The 17,941-nt window shown below is 45.3% G+C and carries 18 protein-coding genes and 1 tRNA gene; 10 read left to right on the top strand and 9 right to left on the bottom strand.

Going from position 1 to position 17,941, the window contains the following annotated elements; genetic code table 11:
- From C7475_RS08510 to C7475_RS08500, 3 genes are all read right to left on the bottom strand, one after another.
- The gene (locus tag C7475_RS08510) at nucleotides 1-1,416 is read right to left on the bottom strand and encodes a bifunctional UDP-3-O-[3-hydroxymyristoyl] N-acetylglucosamine deacetylase/3-hydroxyacyl-ACP dehydratase (protein WP_110054011.1); all 1,416 of its coding nucleotides are present in this window, start codon (nucleotides 1,414-1,416) and stop codon (nucleotides 1-3) included.
- Nucleotides 1,417-1,447: 31 nt separating this feature from the next.
- The gene (gene lpxD / locus C7475_RS08505) at nucleotides 1,448-2,497 is read right to left on the bottom strand and encodes a UDP-3-O-(3-hydroxymyristoyl)glucosamine N-acyltransferase (protein WP_110052947.1); all 1,050 of its coding nucleotides are present in this window, start codon (nucleotides 2,495-2,497) and stop codon (nucleotides 1,448-1,450) included.
- A gap of 99 nt (nucleotides 2,498-2,596) precedes the next feature.
- Entirely contained in the window at nucleotides 2,597-3,823 is a 1,227-nt protein-coding gene (locus C7475_RS08500; RefSeq protein ID WP_110052946.1) for an HD domain-containing protein, read from the bottom strand.
- Between the two features lie 294 nt (nucleotides 3,824-4,117).
- Here C7475_RS08500 and C7475_RS08495 point away from each other — a divergent pair, with 294 nt between their 5' ends.
- From C7475_RS08495 to C7475_RS08455, 9 genes are all read left to right on the top strand, one after another.
- Complete coding sequence (locus C7475_RS08495; RefSeq protein ID WP_110052945.1) at nucleotides 4,118-5,671, top strand: response regulator; 1,554 nt, start codon at nucleotides 4,118-4,120, stop codon at nucleotides 5,669-5,671.
- A gap of 31 nt (nucleotides 5,672-5,702) precedes the next feature.
- Nucleotides 5,703-6,050: a hypothetical protein gene (locus C7475_RS08490; RefSeq protein WP_110052944.1), complete on the top strand. Its 348-nt coding sequence runs from the start codon at nucleotides 5,703-5,705 to the stop codon at nucleotides 6,048-6,050.
- The gene (locus C7475_RS08485; protein ID WP_110052943.1) at nucleotides 6,047-6,811 is read left to right on the top strand and encodes an MBL fold metallo-hydrolase; all 765 of its coding nucleotides are present in this window, start codon (nucleotides 6,047-6,049) and stop codon (nucleotides 6,809-6,811) included. The genes C7475_RS08490 and C7475_RS08485 overlap by 4 nt, the downstream gene beginning before the upstream one ends.
- A 42-nt stretch (nucleotides 6,812-6,853) precedes the next feature.
- A complete protein-coding gene (locus C7475_RS08480; protein ID WP_146217511.1) occupies nucleotides 6,854-7,219 on the top strand; it encodes a hypothetical protein in 366 nt (121 codons plus the stop codon).
- 22 nt (nucleotides 7,220-7,241) lie between these two features.
- On the top strand, nucleotides 7,242-7,604 hold the full coding sequence (locus C7475_RS08475) for a hypothetical protein (RefSeq protein ID WP_110052941.1): 363 nt from the start codon (nucleotides 7,242-7,244) through the stop codon (nucleotides 7,602-7,604).
- Nucleotides 7,605-7,625: 21 nt separating this feature from the next.
- Nucleotides 7,626-7,973, top strand: coding sequence for a hypothetical protein (locus C7475_RS08470; RefSeq protein WP_110052940.1), 348 nt, complete (start codon nucleotides 7,626-7,628; stop codon nucleotides 7,971-7,973).
- Nucleotides 7,974-8,040: 67 nt separating this feature from the next.
- Nucleotides 8,041-8,982: a helix-hairpin-helix domain-containing protein gene (locus C7475_RS08465; protein WP_110052939.1), complete on the top strand. Its 942-nt coding sequence runs from the start codon at nucleotides 8,041-8,043 to the stop codon at nucleotides 8,980-8,982.
- Nucleotides 8,979-10,118, top strand: a complete 1,140-nt coding sequence (locus C7475_RS08460) for an acyl-CoA dehydrogenase family protein (protein ID WP_110052938.1) — start codon at nucleotides 8,979-8,981, stop codon at nucleotides 10,116-10,118. The genes C7475_RS08465 and C7475_RS08460 overlap by 4 nt, the downstream gene beginning before the upstream one ends.
- Nucleotides 10,119-10,339: 221 nt before the next feature.
- Nucleotides 10,340-11,965: an NADP-dependent glyceraldehyde-3-phosphate dehydrogenase gene (locus C7475_RS08455; RefSeq protein WP_110052937.1), complete on the top strand. Its 1,626-nt coding sequence runs from the start codon at nucleotides 10,340-10,342 to the stop codon at nucleotides 11,963-11,965.
- Nucleotides 11,966-12,373: 408 nt separating this feature from the next.
- Here the strand turns inward: C7475_RS08455 and C7475_RS08450 are convergent, their stop codons facing one another.
- From C7475_RS08450 to C7475_RS08425, 6 genes are all read right to left on the bottom strand, one after another.
- Nucleotides 12,374-12,583 (bottom strand): hypothetical protein, encoded by a 210-nt coding sequence (locus C7475_RS08450; RefSeq protein WP_110052936.1) that lies wholly within the window; start codon nucleotides 12,581-12,583, stop codon nucleotides 12,374-12,376.
- Nucleotides 12,584-12,705: 122 nt separating this feature from the next.
- Nucleotides 12,706-13,941, bottom strand: a complete 1,236-nt coding sequence (gene clpX, locus C7475_RS08445; protein WP_110052935.1) for an ATP-dependent Clp protease ATP-binding subunit ClpX — start codon at nucleotides 13,939-13,941, stop codon at nucleotides 12,706-12,708.
- Between the two features lie 107 nt (nucleotides 13,942-14,048).
- Nucleotides 14,049-14,750 (bottom strand): ATP-dependent Clp endopeptidase proteolytic subunit ClpP, encoded by a 702-nt coding sequence (gene clpP / locus C7475_RS08440; protein WP_110052934.1) that lies wholly within the window; start codon nucleotides 14,748-14,750, stop codon nucleotides 14,049-14,051.
- The gene (locus tag C7475_RS08435) at nucleotides 14,740-16,113 is read right to left on the bottom strand and encodes a trigger factor (RefSeq protein WP_110054010.1); all 1,374 of its coding nucleotides are present in this window, start codon (nucleotides 16,111-16,113) and stop codon (nucleotides 14,740-14,742) included. The genes clpP and C7475_RS08435 overlap by 11 nt, the downstream gene beginning before the upstream one ends.
- A 234-nt stretch (nucleotides 16,114-16,347) precedes the next feature.
- Nucleotides 16,348-16,429 (bottom strand) — tRNA-Leu (locus tag C7475_RS08430).
- A gap of 111 nt (nucleotides 16,430-16,540) precedes the next feature.
- Nucleotides 16,541-17,458, bottom strand: coding sequence for an arginase family protein (locus C7475_RS08425; protein ID WP_110052933.1), 918 nt, complete (start codon nucleotides 17,456-17,458; stop codon nucleotides 16,541-16,543).
- A 293-nt stretch (nucleotides 17,459-17,751) separates the two neighbouring features.
- Between C7475_RS08425 and C7475_RS32930 the strand changes: the two genes are divergently transcribed.
- A complete protein-coding gene (locus C7475_RS32930; protein ID WP_158286454.1) occupies nucleotides 17,752-17,922 on the top strand; it encodes a hypothetical protein in 171 nt (56 codons plus the stop codon).
- Nucleotides 17,923-17,941: the final 19 nt, after the last annotated feature.

Genomic DNA, 17,941 nt, shown 5'->3' with positions numbered 1-17,941 from the left:
TTAGCTTTCTCTTGTTTTAATGATTTGAGCGGTCAGGTCACCTTCAGTTACTACTTTGTTACCTACAAATACGGTTCCTCTCATTTCTACTATGCCTCTTCTGATGGGGCTCAGCAATTCCATCTTCAGGATCATTGTATCTCCTGGAAATACTTTCTGCTTGAACTTACAGTTGTCGATTTTGATAAAATAGGTATCGTAATTCTGAGGATCAGGGACAGTGTTGAGTGCTAGAATACCTCCACATTGTGCCAGCGCCTCTACCTGCAATACGCCCGGCATAACCGGATTACTGGGGAAGTGGCCCTGGAAGAAGTACTCGTTGAAGGTGACGTTTTTGATACCTACTACCTGTGAATCGGTAAGATCGATGATTTTATCTACCAGCAGCATCGGATAACGATGCGGCAGCGTTCTTTCAATACGTGGCAGATCAAAGATAGCTGGTTTACTAGGATCATATACAGGCACATCTTTAATGTGCTTGTTCTTTTTGATATATTGCTTGATCTTACGGGCAAACTCCACATTTGAAGCATGTCCCGGACGGTTTGCGATGATATGCGCCTTAATCGGAACGCCTACCAGCGCCAGGTCACCAACGATGTCCAGCAGCTTATGACGGGCTGGTTCATTCGGGAAGTGAAGCTGTATATTATTCAGGATACCTTCTCTCTGTGCTACGCTGATATGTTCACGGTTAAACACTTTGGCCAGGTGCCCCAGTTGTTCTTCAGTTACCGCTTTATCCACGATCACGATAGCGTTATTGATATCGCCGCCTTTGATCAGGTTGTTGGAGATCAGGTATTCCAGTTCATGCAGGAACACGAACGTACGGCAGGGCGCTACTTCCTCTTTGAAGTCCTGCAGACTGTTAAGGTTAGCGTGCTGTGTACCTAATATGGGAGAATTAAAATCGATCAGACAGGTAATGCGGTAGTCTACTGCAGGCAGCGCTACCATTTCTACATTCTTTTTGTCGTCGTAGTAAGTGATGTTGGTATCGATAGAATACCATACCTTCTTGGCGTCCTGCTCTGCAATACCTGCTTCCTCTATTTTCTGGATAAAAGGGTAGGAGCTACCATCCATAATAGGGATCTCAGGACCGTCTATTTCGATGTGTACGTTATCAACTCCGGTACCTACCAGGGCTGCCATAATATGTTCGATCGTACTTACGCGGGCGCCGTTGTGTTCGAGGGTAGTACTGCGTGCAGTATCTACGACATAATCGACATCGGCTTTAACTACAGGTTGTTCAGGTAGATCGACACGCTGAAATTTAATACCATAACCGGGAGTAGCCGGCTTCAGGGTCATGTTTACATGTGCACCTGTGTGTAAACCAACACCCGATATAGTTACTGGGTCTTTTATCGTGTGTTGGTTAGACGACTGTTGATTATCCATATTTTTTTTAAACTGTTTATCCCTTTGTTCATCAAACACCTTCCCGCACGGAAAGCAGTTGTTTTACCATGTCTTCCAATTCCTTCACACGTTTTTCGAGATCGGGCAAATTTCTAAAAATTGCCTGACTTTTCAGCGAACTTTTATAATCAAAAGCCGGTGATCCCATCAGGGCTGTATTGGGTTCCGTAATAGATTTTGACAGGCCGCTCTGTGCATTGATCTTGGTACCGTCAGCCAGCTGGATATGTCCAACCAGGCCGACCTGTCCGCCTATCACACAGTTCTTGCCGATCTTAGTGCTGCCGGAAATACCGGTCTGTGCCGCAATTACACTGTTGGTGTCCACATCCACGTTGTGCGCTATCTGGATAAGGTTATCCAGTTTTACACCCTGACGGATGATGGTAGAACCCATTGTAGCACGGTCTATGGTAGTATTAGCCCCGATTTCCACATCATCATGAATGATCACATTACCGATCTGAGGCACTTTCTTGTATGTTCCATCGGGTTGCGGTGCGAAGCCGAAACCATCTCCGCCTATCACACAACCGGCATGCAGTATAACACGGCTACCCAGTATACAATTGTCATATACTTTCACGCCAGGGAAGATGACAGTATCATCTTTCACGGTCACATTATCGCCGAGGTATACGCCAGGGTATATCTTCACATTGTTTCCAAGCACCACATTCTCTCCCAGGTAGGCAAAAGCGCCAATGAAGACATTCTGACCAACTTTTACAGATGCAGGAACAAAGGACGGCTGCTGAATGCCGGTCTTATTACCCACCATCTGTTTATATTTTTCCAGGAGAAGGGCAAAGCTGCTATAAGCGTCCTTCACCCTGATCAGTGTTGACTTAACAGGTTTTTCCGTTACAAGGCTCTCATTCACTATCAGTATCGAAGCATTGGTAGTATAAATGAACTCTTCGTATTTAGGATTGGCAATGAAACTGAGCATCCCTTCACCCGCCTCTTCTATCTTGGCGATGTTGCTCACTTTTACGTCCGGGTTGCCTTCCAGCTTACCATCCAGCATGGTAGCCAATTGTAATGCGCTAAACTGCATAGTTATTAATTAATAATGTTACCCGATCTGACCAGCTATCATTTTTACCTATCCCACAACTCGCATTTCCGGAATTTGTAATTGATAATTAGCCATTCATCAGATTTTTGGATGACAAATGTAGAATTTTTTTACGGGTATAGCCAGCGTATGACTAACCAGTGCATTATCGATGGAGGAAATGTCTTTTACAGTTCCATCCTTGAAAAGAATATTGATCTTCTCGTTATTCACATTATATGCACTGAGACAAGCCGTTCCCGTAAACACAAAATAGTCCAGGTCTTTCCCACTAATGCCGTATGCCTGTTGTACCTTTTGCTTCAGGAGATGGATACTATCGGCATCAAAAGCTTCATTACTCAGTATGCATTTAAATAAATTTCTGTTAATGAGCCAGTTACAAAGCAGCGATAATATCTTATCAGGATGTTGCGACCAAACCTTGATGGCGCCCATGATATCATAATCATCCAGCAAACAGAACTGCCGCAGGCATTCCGGTTCCCGTTCAAAGTTGGCCGCCGTGATAGTATGATAGAGGAAGTACTGTAAAGCCGGCGAAGCGAACAGGGAAACGCCCTGTAATGCGAGTTCCTTTGCCCTGCACAGTATCTTAACCAACATATTCTCAGCACTCAGCACTGTTTTGTGCAGGTATACCTGCCAGTACATCAGGCGGCGTGCTACGATGAACTTTTCTATCGAATAGATCCCCTTCTCTTCCACCATGAGTTCGTCACGGTGTACTGTCAGCATCTTAATTATCCTATCGTACCCGATCACCCCTTCGGAAACGCCCGTATAAAAGCTGTCCCTGTTCAGGTAATCCATCCTGTCTACATCTAACTGGCTGGAAACCAGTTGGTGCAGAAAAGTTTTATGATAACGTCCGTTAAAGATCTCTATCGTCAGTGTCAGCGCCCCGTCCATCTCCCTGTTCAGCTCTTCCATCAGCCACTGGCTGATCTTTTCATGGGACACCCCTTCTATAATGCCGTTTTCCAGCGCATGGGAATAAGGTCCGTGCCCTATATCATGCAAAAGTATGGCCATCTTTGCAGCAACCTCTTCCTCTGCCGTAATGTGTACGCCCTTCGCCTTTAACTCCAGCAACGCAAAACACATCAGGTGATAAGCGCCCATGCTATGATGAAAACGGGTATGCATTGCGCCTGGATAAACCAGATGCGCCAGCGCCATCTGATGGATCCTGCGCAGGCGCTGATAGTAAGGATGGGAAATTAATGTAAAGATCAACGGATGGTCAATCGTAATAAAACCATATACCGGATCGTTCACAATTTTACGCTTGCGTTCTGCCATTTACCGTTCTCCTTTAGCTAGACAAAGCTACGTTAAGGAATTATTATCTGTAACTTTTTCTAATGTATAGACGCAGACCGAGAGGAATCCCCCTATGTTCCACGCTATTTTCCCTATTTTTATGATCGAAATTATTAATATCTGGAAACTGGCAATGGAACATGTTGTTTTTTAACAATTTATTGTGTCCGCTGCGGCTGCCGGGAACGGTTTTTGACAAAATAGAATGGTAACTTGAGTACGATAGTTGCCACTGCCAACTATAATTTACTTTATCATAAACACTTTACTTGAATGAGTCAAATAAATATACTTTGGGTAGATGATGAAATAGAGTCGCTGAAATCACAGATCATGTTCCTGGAAACAAAGGGTTATAAAGTATCAGCCCTTACCAATGGGTACGACGCCCTTGAGTTCCTGCGTGACCAGGTGGTGGATGTCGTGTTGCTGGATGAATCTATGCCGGGTATAACTGGTTTGGAAACCCTGGGAAAGATCAAGGAGATCGATCAGCAGATCCCTGTGGTCATGATCACCAAGAATGAAGCGGAAAATGTGATGGACGATGCGATCGGTTCCCAGATCACCGATTACCTTATTAAGCCGGTAAACCCTAACCAGGTGCTCCTTTCTCTGAAAAAGATCATTGATAATAAACGCCTGGTGGCCGAAAAGACCACCATTGCCTATCAGCAACAGTTCCGTACACTCTTTATGGCCCTGAATTCCAATCCGGACTATAACGAGTGGATGGATATCTATAAAAAGCTGGTGTACTGGGAAATGGAAATGGGTAAAACCAACAGTCCGGAAATGCTGGAAGTGCTGAACTCCCAGAAAGCCGAGGCCAATACTGAGTTCGCCAAATTCATCAGCCGGAACTATGCCAGCTGGGTAAATCCGAAGGCGAAAGAAGCGCCGGTCATGTCTCACACCCTGTTCCGGGACAAGATCCTTCCCGCCCTGGATAGTGAAGTGCCTAATTTCATCATTATAATAGATAACCTCCGCTGGGACCAGTGGAAGGCTATACTGCCTATTTTCCTGGAATCGTTTCGCCTGGTCCAGGAAGATACATTTTACAGTATCCTGCCTACCTCTACCCAATACAGCCGTAATGCCATCTTTTCAGGTCTGCTGCCGATCGATATCGAGCAGCGCTTTCCGGAAGAATGGAAAAATGATGATGAGGAAGGAGGGAAGAACCTGCACGAAGAGACTTTCTTTGCCGATCAGCTCCGCCGCCTGAAAATGGATAGCCGCTTCTCTTATACTAAGGTGACCACCCATAATGACGGACAGCATCTGGTCAACAATGTTCATAACCTGATGTCTTACCCGATCAATGTGATCGTATACAACTTCGTGGACATGCTCAGCCATGCCCGTACGGAAATGGAAGTACTGAAAGAACTGGCAGCGGATGAAATGTCTTACCGTTCTATCACCGCCAGCTGGTTTGAGCACTCTCCGCTGCATCAGGCCCTTCGCAGGCTGGCCGATAAAAAGATCAATCTTATCGTAGCAACAGATCACGGTAACGTGAGGGTGAAAACGCCTGTAAAGGTGATCGGCGACAAACAGACCACTACGAACCTCCGGTATAAACATGGCCGTAACCTGAATTACGATGCGAAGGAAGTGCTGGCTTTCCGCGATCCAAAAGAAGCAGGGCTACCGAGGCCGAATGTGAATTCTTCTTACATCTTCGCCAAAGAGGATGGCTATCTCTGCTATCCGAACAATTATAATTACTTCGTTAATTTTTACCGGAATACTTTCCAGCATGGCGGTATTTCCCTGGAAGAAGTGATCGTACCCGTGGCGAGGCTGGTGAGTAAATAGGGACTCCGGGCTTTTTCCTTATTTTTGTTGAATGAACTTTAAAGTCACACCCAATAACCTGACCCGCCTCGAAAAAATCTTTGCAGAGGCCAAGTACGAGTTGCGTTTCGAGAAGGGAACGTTCAACTCCGGCTATTGTGTACTTGAACACAAGAAGGTGGTTGTTATCAATAAATTCCTGAATCTTGAAGGGCGTATCAATACCCTGCTTGATATACTTTCCACAATGGCGCTGGATGAAACGCTGCTTTCGCCGGAATCGCTGAAACTATTTAAACAGATAGTGGAAAACAGGAACGCGGCAGATGCTGCGGCAGCGGCTGACAACGCCGATGAGACATCATTACCACCTTCACCAGAACAACCTTCAGAGAATTGAAAGTAACCTTTTTAGGAACAGGCACTTCACAGGGCGTACCCGTTATTGCCTGTAGCTGCCCGGTATGTACCTCCGCCAATACAAAAGATAAACGCCTGCGCAGCAGTATCCTGATATCTGATACGCCTGCCGGGAATATCGTGATCGATACCACGCCCGACTTCCGTTACCAGATGCTCCGGGTAGGGCTGAAACACCTGGAGGCAGTATTGGTGACCCATTCGCATAAAGACCATATCGCAGGTATGGACGATATCCGCGCCTTTAATTATTTCCAGCAAAGAGCGATTGATATCTACGCTACGGAATTTACCCAAACGGTGATCCGTAATGAATTTTCATATGCCTTCACAGAGCAGAAATATCCGGGCATCCCCGAACTGAACCTCCGTACCATTGGTACGGCACCATTTAATGTGAATGGTTTGGATATTGTTCCCATCAATGTTATGCATCACCGGATGCCTGTACTGGGTTTCCGTTTTAATGATTTTACCTACATCACAGACGCCAATTTTATTGCCGAAGAGGAAAAACAAAAGATCAGAGGCTCCAAAGTGCTTGTACTCAATACACTGAGAAAAGAAAAACATATCTCCCATTTTACGCTGGATGAAGCTATTGCTATTGGACGTGAACTGGAGATCCCACAGGTGTATTTTACCCACATCAGCCATCAGTTAGGGCTGCATGAAGAGGTTTCTGCAGAATTACCTGCCGGCATGGCCCTGGCATACGATGGCCTGGAAGTGATCCTGTAACTTTCTCCGGGAGATAGCCGTTTTATTGGAAACTCCCCCTATATGCGTTCTACAACTGTACTATTCTCGATAATCAGCCTGTTTATGCTCATCTGCGGCTGCAAGAAAGACGATCAAAAGCCCGGACTGGTAAAAGGTTTAAGAGGAAGGGTCATTGTGTCATCCTGTGTCACCACTGCGGTGGAAGTTTTAAATACAAATCTTGGTTCCCGATGGACCGACTGCCGTGATAAGCGAATATATAAGCATGTAATTGATGTTCGTTTTACCAATCTGACGGACTGGCCGATAGAAGGTGAATTCACTTTTGACATCGTGAATAGTGAGCCGTATCTCAAATGTGCAGCGAAAGATTATTGTGGAGATGCGCCTTCTGAATCTTATCAAATCTCGATTGTACAAGATTGATCAATCAAATGTTATTCTCATCATGAAACCTATCCCTGTATTATTATCTGCAACATGTCTGTTCCTGCTGTTTGCAGGCTGCAGCAAAAATGAAGAAAGCGGAAGACATATTCTGAAGAAAGGATTAAGAGGAAAGATCCTTTATTCGTCCTGTGCTACTACCGCTGTACAGGTCCTTAACAAAGATATTGGCACAGACTGGACAAGCTGCCAGGACAGGAAGGTGTATGAACATGTGATTGACGCTATTATTGTAAACAGGAATGGTATTGCTTCTCAGGTAGAATTTAATTTCAATATCGTGGAAGATGAGCAGAACTTCAGATGTGATATGGTGGATTGTAATCCGCCAACATTAGCCACGATCGTTATTACCGGTGATTAATACCTTAAAAAACCCCATGCTATGAAATTAAGGTCTGTTTTACTATTTACTGTATGCCTGTGTCTTTTTCTCTGTGGCTGCCGGAAAAAGAAAGATCTGTATCCCGGCAGTCTGAAAGGGATAGTTGTTTATACATCCTGTGCAACAACGGTTATCAGGATGCCCGATGAGCAATTGGGCGTGGCCTGGACAAATTGCCATAGTGGACAAAGTTATGAACATGTATTCGATGCACATCCGGTAGGTACTGACCGTGTGTTGAAAGCAGGCGACGTCATTTACTTTGATGTGGTGCCTGATGAACGTGTTGCCAGGTGTAAAGTGTGGGACTGTGTGCCTTCAATGTCGGTAAGTATCACACTTCGTTAAGATTAACTTCGTATTAACTTGTTTCCATTGTTTATGCCATAACTTGCCCTGCTTTAAATGTTAACCCATGAAGCAAACGTTATGGAAAGCAGTCAACAGCTTTTCAAGAAAAGAAAGACAAGGTATCCTGGTACTGTTGTTACTGACAGGTATCTGTGTGACTGCGCCAGACTTATGGGAGCGTTGCTTTCCTCCCTCAATTGAAGTATATACAGCTGATAGTTTGCTGCTTGCGGAAGTAGTTGAATTCCGTAATTCGCTTGTGCCACGTAGGAAAGTTTTCCCGGGAGATGCTGATAGCAGTTTACACAGCCGCCGGTTCCCCTTCGATCCAAATACAATTGGCGCCACGGAATGGGCTGCGCTGGGATTGGATAAAAGAGTGACCGGTAATATTCAACGGTACCTTGAAAAAGGTGGAAGATTCCGCAGAAAGGAGGATCTGCAAAAGATCTATGGATTATCTGCGGAGCTATATAATGAGTTACAGCCTTTTATCCGGATCAGCATGCAGCAGCATGTACGGGATACATCCTGGCGGAAAGCGCAGTATAAGCCATATGGGCTGCGTAAAGAAACTCAGTATGAGCGAAAAATAACGGAACTTGAAGTGAATACGGCCGATTCAGTGCAATGGGAGTCTCTTCCGGGAATTGGTCCTGTGCTGGCAGCCCGCATTGTAAAGTTCCGGGAGCGGCTCGGAGGCTTTTACTCTATCAGGCAGATAGGGGAAACCTACGGATTAGCAGACAGTACATTTAATAAAATTCAACCTTACCTACGATTGCGTAAGGTTTCACTAAAAAAACTAGACCTCAACCTCACGGATGAAAAATCTTTGGCACAACATCCATACATACGATATAAACTGGCGCGGTTAATCGTGCTCTATCGCAGTAACCACGGGCCTTTCGACCGACCGGAAGGGCTTCTTGGCATACCATTGGTAGATGATAGTATTTATCGTAAAATTGAACATTACATCAAAACAGAAAATTCCCCATTATGAACTTTGAGCCTACAGAAATGCAGCAGCAGATTACACAAGTGATACGCGACTTTGGAAAAACACACATGCAACCTCACGTACTGGAATGGGATGAAACACAGACCTTTCCGGTGCAATTGTTTAAACAGCTTGGTGAGCTCGGATTAATGGGAGTACTTGTTCCTGAACAGTATGGTGGTAGCGGATTGGGGTACCTGGAATACGTGACAGTTATCAGCGAAGTGGCAAAGATCTGTGGGGCCATCGGATTGAGCGTGGCAGCCCACAATTCCCTATGTACCGGTCATATCTTGCAATTCGGATCAGAAGAACAGAAACAACGTTATTTACCCAAACTGGCCAATGCAGAATGGATAGGCGCCTGGGGCCTGACTGAACCTAATACCGGTTCTGACGCCATGAATATGAAATGCGTAGCCCATAAAGATGGCGACGAGTGGGTAATAAACGGTACCAAATCCTGGATCACACACGGTAAAAGCGGCGATGTGGCCGTGGTAATAGTACGTACCGGCAATGTTCGCGATAGTCACGGTATGACAGCTTTTGTAGTGGAAAGGGGAACACCCGGTTTCAGCGGAGGCAAAAAGGAGAATAAACTGGGCATGCGTGCATCAGAAACAGCTGAAATGATTTTTGACAATTGCCGGATACCAGCTGCAAATATGCTGGGGCATGAAGGTGAAGGTTTTATTCAGTCCATGAAGGTATTGGACGGGGGCCGTATCTCAATCGCGGCTTTGTCATTGGGCATAGCCAAAGGCGCCTATGAAGCGGCATTAAAATATGCACAGGAACGTCACCAGTTTGATAAACCGATAGCCAGTTTCCAGGGTATCTCTTTTAAACTGGCCGATATGGCTACTGAGATCATGGCAGCCGAGTTGCTGACCATGCAGGCTGCCGATGGTAAAACCAGGGGCGCCAAGGTAACACAACAGGCAGCAATGGCTAAGTACTACGCTTCGGAAGTTGCTGTAAGAACAGCCAATGAAGCTGTCCAGATCTTTGGCGGATATGGATATACGAAAGATTTCCCTGTAGAGAAATTCTATCGTGATGCAAAGCTCTGTACAATAGGAGAGGGTACATCAGAAATACAGAAACTCGTCATAGCACGTGAAGCTTTGAAATAGATCAATTGTATAGCAGAAGCATTTATTAGAAGTATAGTCATTACTATATTTAGTATCTGTCTAACGTCCGCATGGATTTCCTGCGGACGTTTTTTATTTGGCTCTCTTATCTTCGTCGTTGCCAAAAAGTAGGATTCTGTTACCAATTTCACGGACTGATAATCAGGGGCTATTGTCTGTGATCTCCTTTTACTATCTTCAGCGGATTAAATAACTATGACATGAGCTTTGAAGAACAATTACACCAGATGTTCCCAACAGCAGATGCTATCCCGGCCGAATACCAATTGGCGGCAGAAGTGCATCAGCGGGAATATTTATCAGGTGGTGAAATGAAACCCTGGAATGGCGACGTGCATACGGTATTATCTCCCATCTGCATCCAGACACCTAACGGATTGGAGAGAAAAGTGATCGGTTCATACCCTTTATGCGGACAGGCAGAAGCCATGGCCGCGCTGGACGCAGCAGTCCTGGCTTACAATGACGGCCGTGGTGAATGGCCGACTATGACGGTGTCCGAACGTATTGCCTGTATGGACAAGTTTACCGGCAAGATGATCGAAAAGAAACCTGAGATCGTAAAACTGATCATGTGGGAGATCGGTAAGTCATATGCAGATTCCGTTAAAGAATTTGACCGTACAGTAGAATACATTAATACAACGATCGACGCACTGAAGGATCTGGACCGCAACTCCAGCCGTTTCGAGATCCAACAGGGTATCATAGGTCAGATCAGACGTTCTCCTTTAGGTGTGGTACTGTGTATGGGGCCATTCAACTATCCGCTGAATGAAACCTTTACCACCCTGATCCCGGCATTGATCATGGGTAATACCTTATTGTTTAAACCTCCGAAACATGGCACTTTATTACACTACCCACTACTGGAAGCATTTGCAAGCTGTTTCCCCAAAGGAGTGGTAAATACTATTTATGGCCGTGGTAACGTGATCATCGGGCCGTTGATGGAATCAGGTAAGATCAATGTACTTACTTTGATAGGTAGCAGCAAAGTAGCTAATCAGCTGAAGAAAATGCATCCGAAGGTGAACCGCCTGAGAGCTATCCTGGGACTGGACGCTAAGAATGCCGCTATTATCACAGATAAGGCCGATCTTGACCTTGCAGTACAGGAAACGGTACTTGGCTCATTATCTTTCAATGGACAGCGCTGTACGGCCTTAAAGATCGTTTTTGTTCATAGTAAGGTAGCAGATGCGTTCCTGCAGAAACTGAGTACGGCTATCAGCCAGCTGAAAATAGGTATGCCGTGGGAGAAAGGCGTATTCCTGACACCGTTGCCAGAACCTCAGAAACCAGCTTATCTGAAAGAGTGTATTGATGATGCGATTGCTAACGGTGCAAAGGTGATCAATGAAAATGGCGGAAAGGCTTTCGAATCTTTCGTGTATCCTGCCGTGTTGTACCCTGTGAACAATAAAATGAAATTGTATAGGGAAGAACAATTCGGACCATTGATCCCGGTATTACCTTTTGATGACATTGAGACGCCGATCGAATACCTGATCGAATCTGACCATGGCCAGCAGGTTAGCCTGTTCTCCAATGACGCGGACGAACTGGCGTCGTTGATAGATCCGCTGGTAAACCAGGTAAGCCGTGTTAACATCAACTGTCAGTGTCAGCGTGGTCCGGATGTGTATCCATTCACCGGGCGTAAGGATTCTGCTGAAGGGACATTAAGCGTACCTGACGCACTGCGTGCGTTTTCTATCCGCTCAATGGTGGCTACAAAACAAACGGAGCAGAATAAAAATTTGCTGAATAAGATCGTGAATGATCAGACTTCGAACTTTTTGTCAACAAAATATATCTTTTAGATAAAAAAATATTACAGGTAAAAAAGGGCTTTACTGGACTAGGTAAGAGCAATTTAGCTATGTGATAAAATATTAATGTAAGATTGCCATTTATACTTTTTTACAGAAAAATGAGTATTAGTTGGTTTGGGTGATGGAATTGTGGATTAAGAACGTTAAATTTGGGTTAATTCATCACTCTTTACCATTTATCAACCTTCAACAAAGAAAGACAATCGAAACATTTTTACGCAACCCAAGAGGAGCATCCGCTTAACAAGCGGATGTTTTTTTTGAAGAAGCGGAATCTGTAACGATCAGCTCCACTGTTCAATTTGTCCCTGGTATGTTTATTCACGACCGGACACCGTAAAAGGAAAAGGCCGACCTGTCTTAGACAGATCGGCCTTTTATAATTTTAAATATCGGCTAGTGTTCTAAGAAATCATTGTCTTTATTTTCTTCACCAGCGCCTGAAGCGCCTGCTCTTTTTTCAATATCCGCAAACCATTTTTCAACTGTACCAGACAGAAAGCCGGGCACTTTGCCCCTCACATATTCTTTGAGTATTTCAAAGGTCTTTAACGCCTGCTCATTCGAGAGCCCTGCTTTTTCTTGTAGTTCTTTTAAGAGGTCCATATCATTTGCTTTGATTTAAAGGTAACGAGAAAAGATTTATACCGCAGGAAAAAAGGTGTAAAAGTAAAGGCGCCCGTTTTAGCGGACGCCTTTGTTATTTTGAAGTGCGATACTTAATCTGACTAGGCAACTTTCAACTGCACCAGTGTGGATTTATCCAGTCTTTCTTCTGCATAGGCCCTTGTGAGTACAAAGGTGCTTTCTGTAGAAGAAGGCAGGTTAAACATAGCGTCGCTCAGTACCACTTCACAGATGGAGCGGAGGCCACGGGCGCCAAGTTTATATTCCATCGCTTTTTCAACGATGTAGTCTACAGCATGATCTTCTATTATCAGGTCGATCCCTTCTACCTTGAACAGTTTCTTGTATTGTTTTACAAGTGCGTTCTTAGGCTCTGTCAGGATCGCTTTCAGTGCGTCGTTGTCGAGGGAGTTCAGATAAGTCACTACCGGCAGACGTCCCAGTAATTCAGGGATCAATCCGAAGGATTTCAGGTCCTGTGAATTCACGTAACGCAGGATGTGTTTCTTATTTTCTTCTTCCCTGTCAGTATTTACGTTGAAACCGATAGAGTGTGTCTGCACCCTGCGGCTGATGATCTTATCAACACCATCAAATGCGCCACCGCAAATGAACAGGATATTCTGTGTATTAACCTTGATAAGCTTCTGCTCCGGATGTTTACGGCCACCTTGTGGCGGTACCAGTGCTTCTGTACCTTCCAGGAGTTTCAGGAGACCCTGTTGCACACCTTCACCGCTTACGTCGCGGGTGATGGAAGGATTATCGCTCTTACGGGCGATCTTATCTATTTCATCGATATATACGATACCTCTTTCGGCAGCTTCTACGTCATAGTTACAAACCTGGAGCAGACGGGTAAGGATGCTTTCCACATCTTCTCCCACATAACCGGCTTCTGTAAATACGGTAGCATCTACTATAGTGAAAGGCACATTAAGCAGACGGGCGATGGATTTGGCCAGCAGGGTTTTACCTGTACCGGTTTCTCCCACCATAATGATGTTTGATTTCTCGATCTCCACATCATCGTCCCCAACTTGTTGGTTAAGGCGCTTATAATGGTTATAAACGGCTACTGCCAGTATTTTTTTAGCATCATCCTGACCGATCACATATTCGTCGAGGAACTTCTTGATCTCAACCGGTTTGGCCACTTTAGGAACAAAGTGGGAAGGCGCTTTTTTGCCTTGCTGCTGAAACAGTTCCTGTTCTATGATCTCCTGCGCGTTTGCTACGCAGTTCTCACAGATATGACCTTCTGCACCTGCAATCAGTATCTGCACCTCATCTTTTGAACGGTTGCAAAATGAGCAACGGATTTTAGACTCTTTCATAGCTTACAAAGGTACATTAAAAGGGGGAAAGGGGAACTTTGTCCAATAGAAAAGGGTGCAAAAAAGACATTTCGCACCCTTTTCCAATTTACTTTTTCCGTAATCTATTATTGCGGATTGTTTTCTTGCTGTTTTCTTGGATTCTTGCTGAGTACGTCATCGATGATGCCGTATTCTTTTGCTTCGTCAGCAGTCATCCAGTAGTCACGGTCAGAGTCTTTTTCAACTTTCTTCACTGGCTGACCACAATGGGTAGCGATGATCTCGTTCAGCTCTTTTTTCAGCTTAACGAACTCACGTGCAGTGATTTCGATATCGGAAGTCTGTCCTTCTGCACCACCATGAGGCTGGTGAATCATAACCCTGGCGTGTTTCAGAGCAGTACGCTTACCTTTTGCACCTGCTACCAGCAGTACAGCGCCAAAAGAAGCGGCCATACCAGTACAGATAGTAGCTACATCAGGAGCGATGATCTGCATTGTGTCATATATACCAAGACCTGCATAAACGCTACCACCGGGACTGTTGATATACATCTGTATATCGCGGGTGCGGTCGGTAGATTCCAGGAACAGCAACTGTGCGGTGATAATATTGGCTACGTAGTCATTTACAGGATCTCCCATGAAAATGATACGGTCCATCATCAAACGTGAGAACACGTCCATTATCGCCATGTTCATCGGGCGTTCCTCGATGATATTCGGCGTCAGGGCATTAATCTGATGACGGGTATAGCTATCTACTACCAGGCTGCTGATCCCTCTATGCTGGATGGCATATTTCCTGAATTCGTTATTAATGTTCATGATGGTGATGTTTATTAGGTAATTTAGCAAATTCTTCGGCTGTTACTTCCTCTTCCTTCACATTTACCTTTTGTTCTGCCCAATCAAACAATTTCTGAGTTACCATCTCGCGGTAGGTCTGATCCACGAATTTTTCATCCTGCAACAGGCGCTCCATGTAGCTGTCCAGCCAGTCTGCACCGTCGGTAGCAGCGCCACCGAAATAGCCCATTACTTTCTGCTTGGCCGCTTCTTTCACTTCGTCGAAAGAAACATCCAGCTGATTTTCGCGGATCAGTTTATCGCTGATCAGTGTCCAGCGTAACTGATGATCAAAACCTGGATATTCTTTGTCAGCTTCTTCAGCGGTTTTTGGTTTTTCACCGCCGGTTTGCAGCCAACGTTTCAGAAAATCCTTAGGCAGCTCTATCGGCGTTTCGTGAACCAGCACTTCGAACAGGTCGTTGTGCAGGCGGTTGCGGCTTTCGGCATCCCAGGATTTTTCTATTTCTGATTGCAGTTTTTCGCGGAAGGCTGCTTCGGTAGTGATTTCTTCAGCAGGGAACACTTCTTTGAAGAACTCTTCGTTCAGTTCTCTTTTTTCTATTAATTCTACCTTGGTAATAGTCAGTGTATAATACTTAGCTGCAATATCTTCATGCAGGCCCAGTACATCATGCTGGAACCAGGTCAGCTTGTCGGCGTCAACAGCAGCAGACGCCTGAACGGTAATGCTGTCGTCTTTTTTCTTGCCTTGCAGCTGGGACTGTGTAGCAGCGGTAAAGTTCTTTACCAGGAAAGAGATCTCTTTCTGAAGACCGCCTTCTACCGGTGCACCCTGAGCGTCTGATTCAACAACATTCAGGCCGAGAACATTATTTTCTGTAGTAATGGAGTCAACTTCGGTTGATTTTCCACCCCTTAACTGCAAACGCTCGATCTCTTCGTTCAGCATTTCAGGAGTAGCTTTGATCTTGTAACGGGTCAGGGTTGTCTTACCTGCTTCCAGCGGAGTAACGTCGAAGGCTGGTTTCAGACCGATTTCAAAATCGAAGTTGTATTCAGATGGTGTATTGTGATCGAAAGTCTTAGCTTCTTTATCCAGGGAGAGCGGCTGGGCAAATATTTCCACTTTTTCGTTCTGGAGATATCCCATTAACTCTTTTTCTACTGTTTTCAGTATTTCATCTGCAAAAATGGCCTGACCGTGCATTTTCTTTACCATGCCTGCAGGTACCATGCCCTTGCGGAATCCGGGTATATTGGCGGTTTTGCTGAGTTGCTTTACTGCTTTGTCGAAATTGGGAAGGTAATCTTCCTGGCTCACTTTCACAGTGATCTTATCATTCAATAAACCGATGTTTTCTCTGGTAACGGTTGCCATAATAGTTTTTAATGTTCTTGTATGAAGCAATAATAATTCCTTGTTTGTATTTTCTGCCATGAAGTCACAAAGGCACGAAGGAATGGCAGCTATGTGGGAGTTACTTGGTGACTTAGCGCCTTAATGGCAAGATTTGAAGCCGGAGAGCGGACTGCCGGATAAAAAAAAGACGCTTAATGCTGAGGCATCGTCTGCGTTAAGCGATCAGCATCGGGCATTAAGCGTCAAAAAAAGTGCGGGTGATAGGACTCGAACCTACATGCCGTGAAGCACCAGATCCTAAGTCTGGCGTGTCTACCAATTTCACCACACCCGCAATTCGTTTCGTATTTGTAAGAACTTATTTCCTCCAGCATGCACATGCTGGGAAAAGGACTGCAAAGGTATTGTTTTTTATTTATTAAAAAAATCAGACTTGCCGGATTTTTTAAGTGCTGCTCAAACCCTTGACGGCTGGCCTTAAAAGCGCCGCCAGCCGCTCTGAAAAGGTACGTGTGTACCTGTTGTCCGGGTCCATCGTCGGGTCAAGAATGGTAATGTTCATGCCCTTAAAGTACCTGGACGCTACCAGGGGTTCCAACGTTTCCTGCCATTCCCGGTAAGACAAACCGCCTGGTTCAGGACTATCCACACAAGGCATGATATCATTATCCAGTACATCTACATCCAGGTGGACCCAGAACCCATCCAGGCCGTCCCGGTCAACCATGGTAAGAAAACGGGAGGTGATGGCCTTAATACCCTGTTTCCGGATTGCTGCCAGGCCGAAATAATGAATACGGCTGTTGATGATCAGCTGCTCATACGTGTCGTCCGGCTCCCGGTTGCCATATGCATATATATGTTCTTCCTGCACATAGGGGCGTAGCTGCCGGATATCTGTCAGTTTCTCATGTCCGGCTCCTGCCGCTATTGCCAGGGCCATGCCGGCCGCTCCGGCCGTACCTGAATACTCGGGCCACATATAATCATGGTGCCCGTCCATGGCAAACAGCCCGTAACGTTTACCCGTGCTCCGCAATCCCAAAGTATTGCCAACCAATATGCTGCAGTCTCCGCCTATTACAATGGGTATAATATCTTTTTCCACTGCCTCCCGCACCCTGTCTGCCAGTTTTTCACTGTAGGCCGCAATTGCGTCCGCATTCCGCACACCGCTTTCAGGATCTATATCCATCGTATAGGCGGGCGCCGGTACCGAAATAACATGCGAAATGCCGGCATCTCTCGCCAGTCCTGTTTTGCGGAAGGCTTCCGGTAACAATCTTACACCTGGTTCCACACCTGGCTGTAATTCCTTCAAACCGAGATTGGATGGGGCCTCAATGATCATAAAATGGCGCATCAGGGATCGATTTTGGGTCTGTTTCCGTCAGATAATTGGTTGTATACCGAAGATAAGGGCTTTCAGGTAAAAGATGGGCGCAGCGTTGAGAATTTTTCAAAAGAGGGGCGACCAGCCATTTTTTACAGGTCTAACTTAAAGGCATAGCAAAGGCATAGCAAAGGCATGTCAAAGGCATGTCAAAGGCATAGCAAAGGCATGTCAAAGGCATGTCAAAGGCATAGCAAAGGCATAGCAAAGGCATAGTAAAGGCATAGTAAAGGCATGTCAAAGGCATGTCAACCGCTGGCTTTTTGAAAAGAACACGAGGGAATATCGGCGATCCGAAAAAACTACCCTGGTACAACTCGATCCCTCTCTGGGTTTGCTCGGGTTTCTATATCTCCATATCGCTATACCGTCATTTCACCATCACTTTACCGTCATCTGTATATCCCTTCGATATAGAGATGACGGTAAAATGATATGGAAATGCCGGTATAG

This window comes from Chitinophaga sp. S165 (assembly GCF_003182155.1).
In the GTDB taxonomy this organism is placed as follows: domain Bacteria; phylum Bacteroidota; class Bacteroidia; order Chitinophagales; family Chitinophagaceae; genus Chitinophaga.
Note: the sequence above shows the minus strand (reverse complement) of the source record. Positions and strands in the feature narration are given on the sequence as shown.

Bases quoted from the DNA above. Each gene is read 5' to 3' on its own strand.
- lpxD (WP_110052947.1), bottom strand. From the start codon at position 2,497: ATGCAGTTTAGCGCATTACAATTGGCTACCATGCTGGATGGTAAGCTG.
- C7475_RS08480 (WP_146217511.1), top strand. From the start codon at position 6,854: ATGCGTTCTACAACTGTACTATTCTCGATAATCAGCCTGTTTATGCTC.
- C7475_RS08500 (WP_110052946.1), bottom strand. From the start codon at position 3,823: ATGGCAGAACGCAAGCGTAAAATTGTGAACGATCCGGTATATGGTTTT.
- clpX (WP_110052935.1), bottom strand. From the start codon at position 13,941: ATGAAAGAGTCTAAAATCCGTTGCTCATTTTGCAACCGTTCAAAAGAT.
- C7475_RS08455 (WP_110052937.1), top strand. From the start codon at position 10,340: ATGAGCTTTGAAGAACAATTACACCAGATGTTCCCAACAGCAGATGCT.
- C7475_RS08470 (WP_110052940.1), top strand. From the start codon at position 7,626: ATGAAATTAAGGTCTGTTTTACTATTTACTGTATGCCTGTGTCTTTTT.
- C7475_RS08435 (WP_110054010.1), bottom strand. From the start codon at position 16,113: ATGGCAACCGTTACCAGAGAAAACATCGGTTTATTGAATGATAAGATC.
- C7475_RS08495 (WP_110052945.1), top strand. From the start codon at position 4,118: ATGAGTCAAATAAATATACTTTGGGTAGATGATGAAATAGAGTCGCTG.
- C7475_RS08465 (WP_110052939.1), top strand. From the start codon at position 8,041: ATGAAGCAAACGTTATGGAAAGCAGTCAACAGCTTTTCAAGAAAAGAA.
- C7475_RS08450 (WP_110052936.1), bottom strand. From the start codon at position 12,583: ATGGACCTCTTAAAAGAACTACAAGAAAAAGCAGGGCTCTCGAATGAG.
- C7475_RS08490 (WP_110052944.1), top strand. From the start codon at position 5,703: ATGAACTTTAAAGTCACACCCAATAACCTGACCCGCCTCGAAAAAATC.
- C7475_RS08460 (WP_110052938.1), top strand. From the start codon at position 8,979: ATGAACTTTGAGCCTACAGAAATGCAGCAGCAGATTACACAAGTGATA.
- clpP (WP_110052934.1), bottom strand. From the start codon at position 14,750: ATGAACATTAATAACGAATTCAGGAAATATGCCATCCAGCATAGAGGG.
- C7475_RS08475 (WP_110052941.1), top strand. From the start codon at position 7,242: ATGAAACCTATCCCTGTATTATTATCTGCAACATGTCTGTTCCTGCTG.
- C7475_RS08510 (WP_110054011.1), bottom strand. From the start codon at position 1,416: ATGGATAATCAACAGTCGTCTAACCAACACACGATAAAAGACCCAGTA.
- C7475_RS08425 (WP_110052933.1), bottom strand. From the start codon at position 17,458: ATGCGCCATTTTATGATCATTGAGGCCCCATCCAATCTCGGTTTGAAG.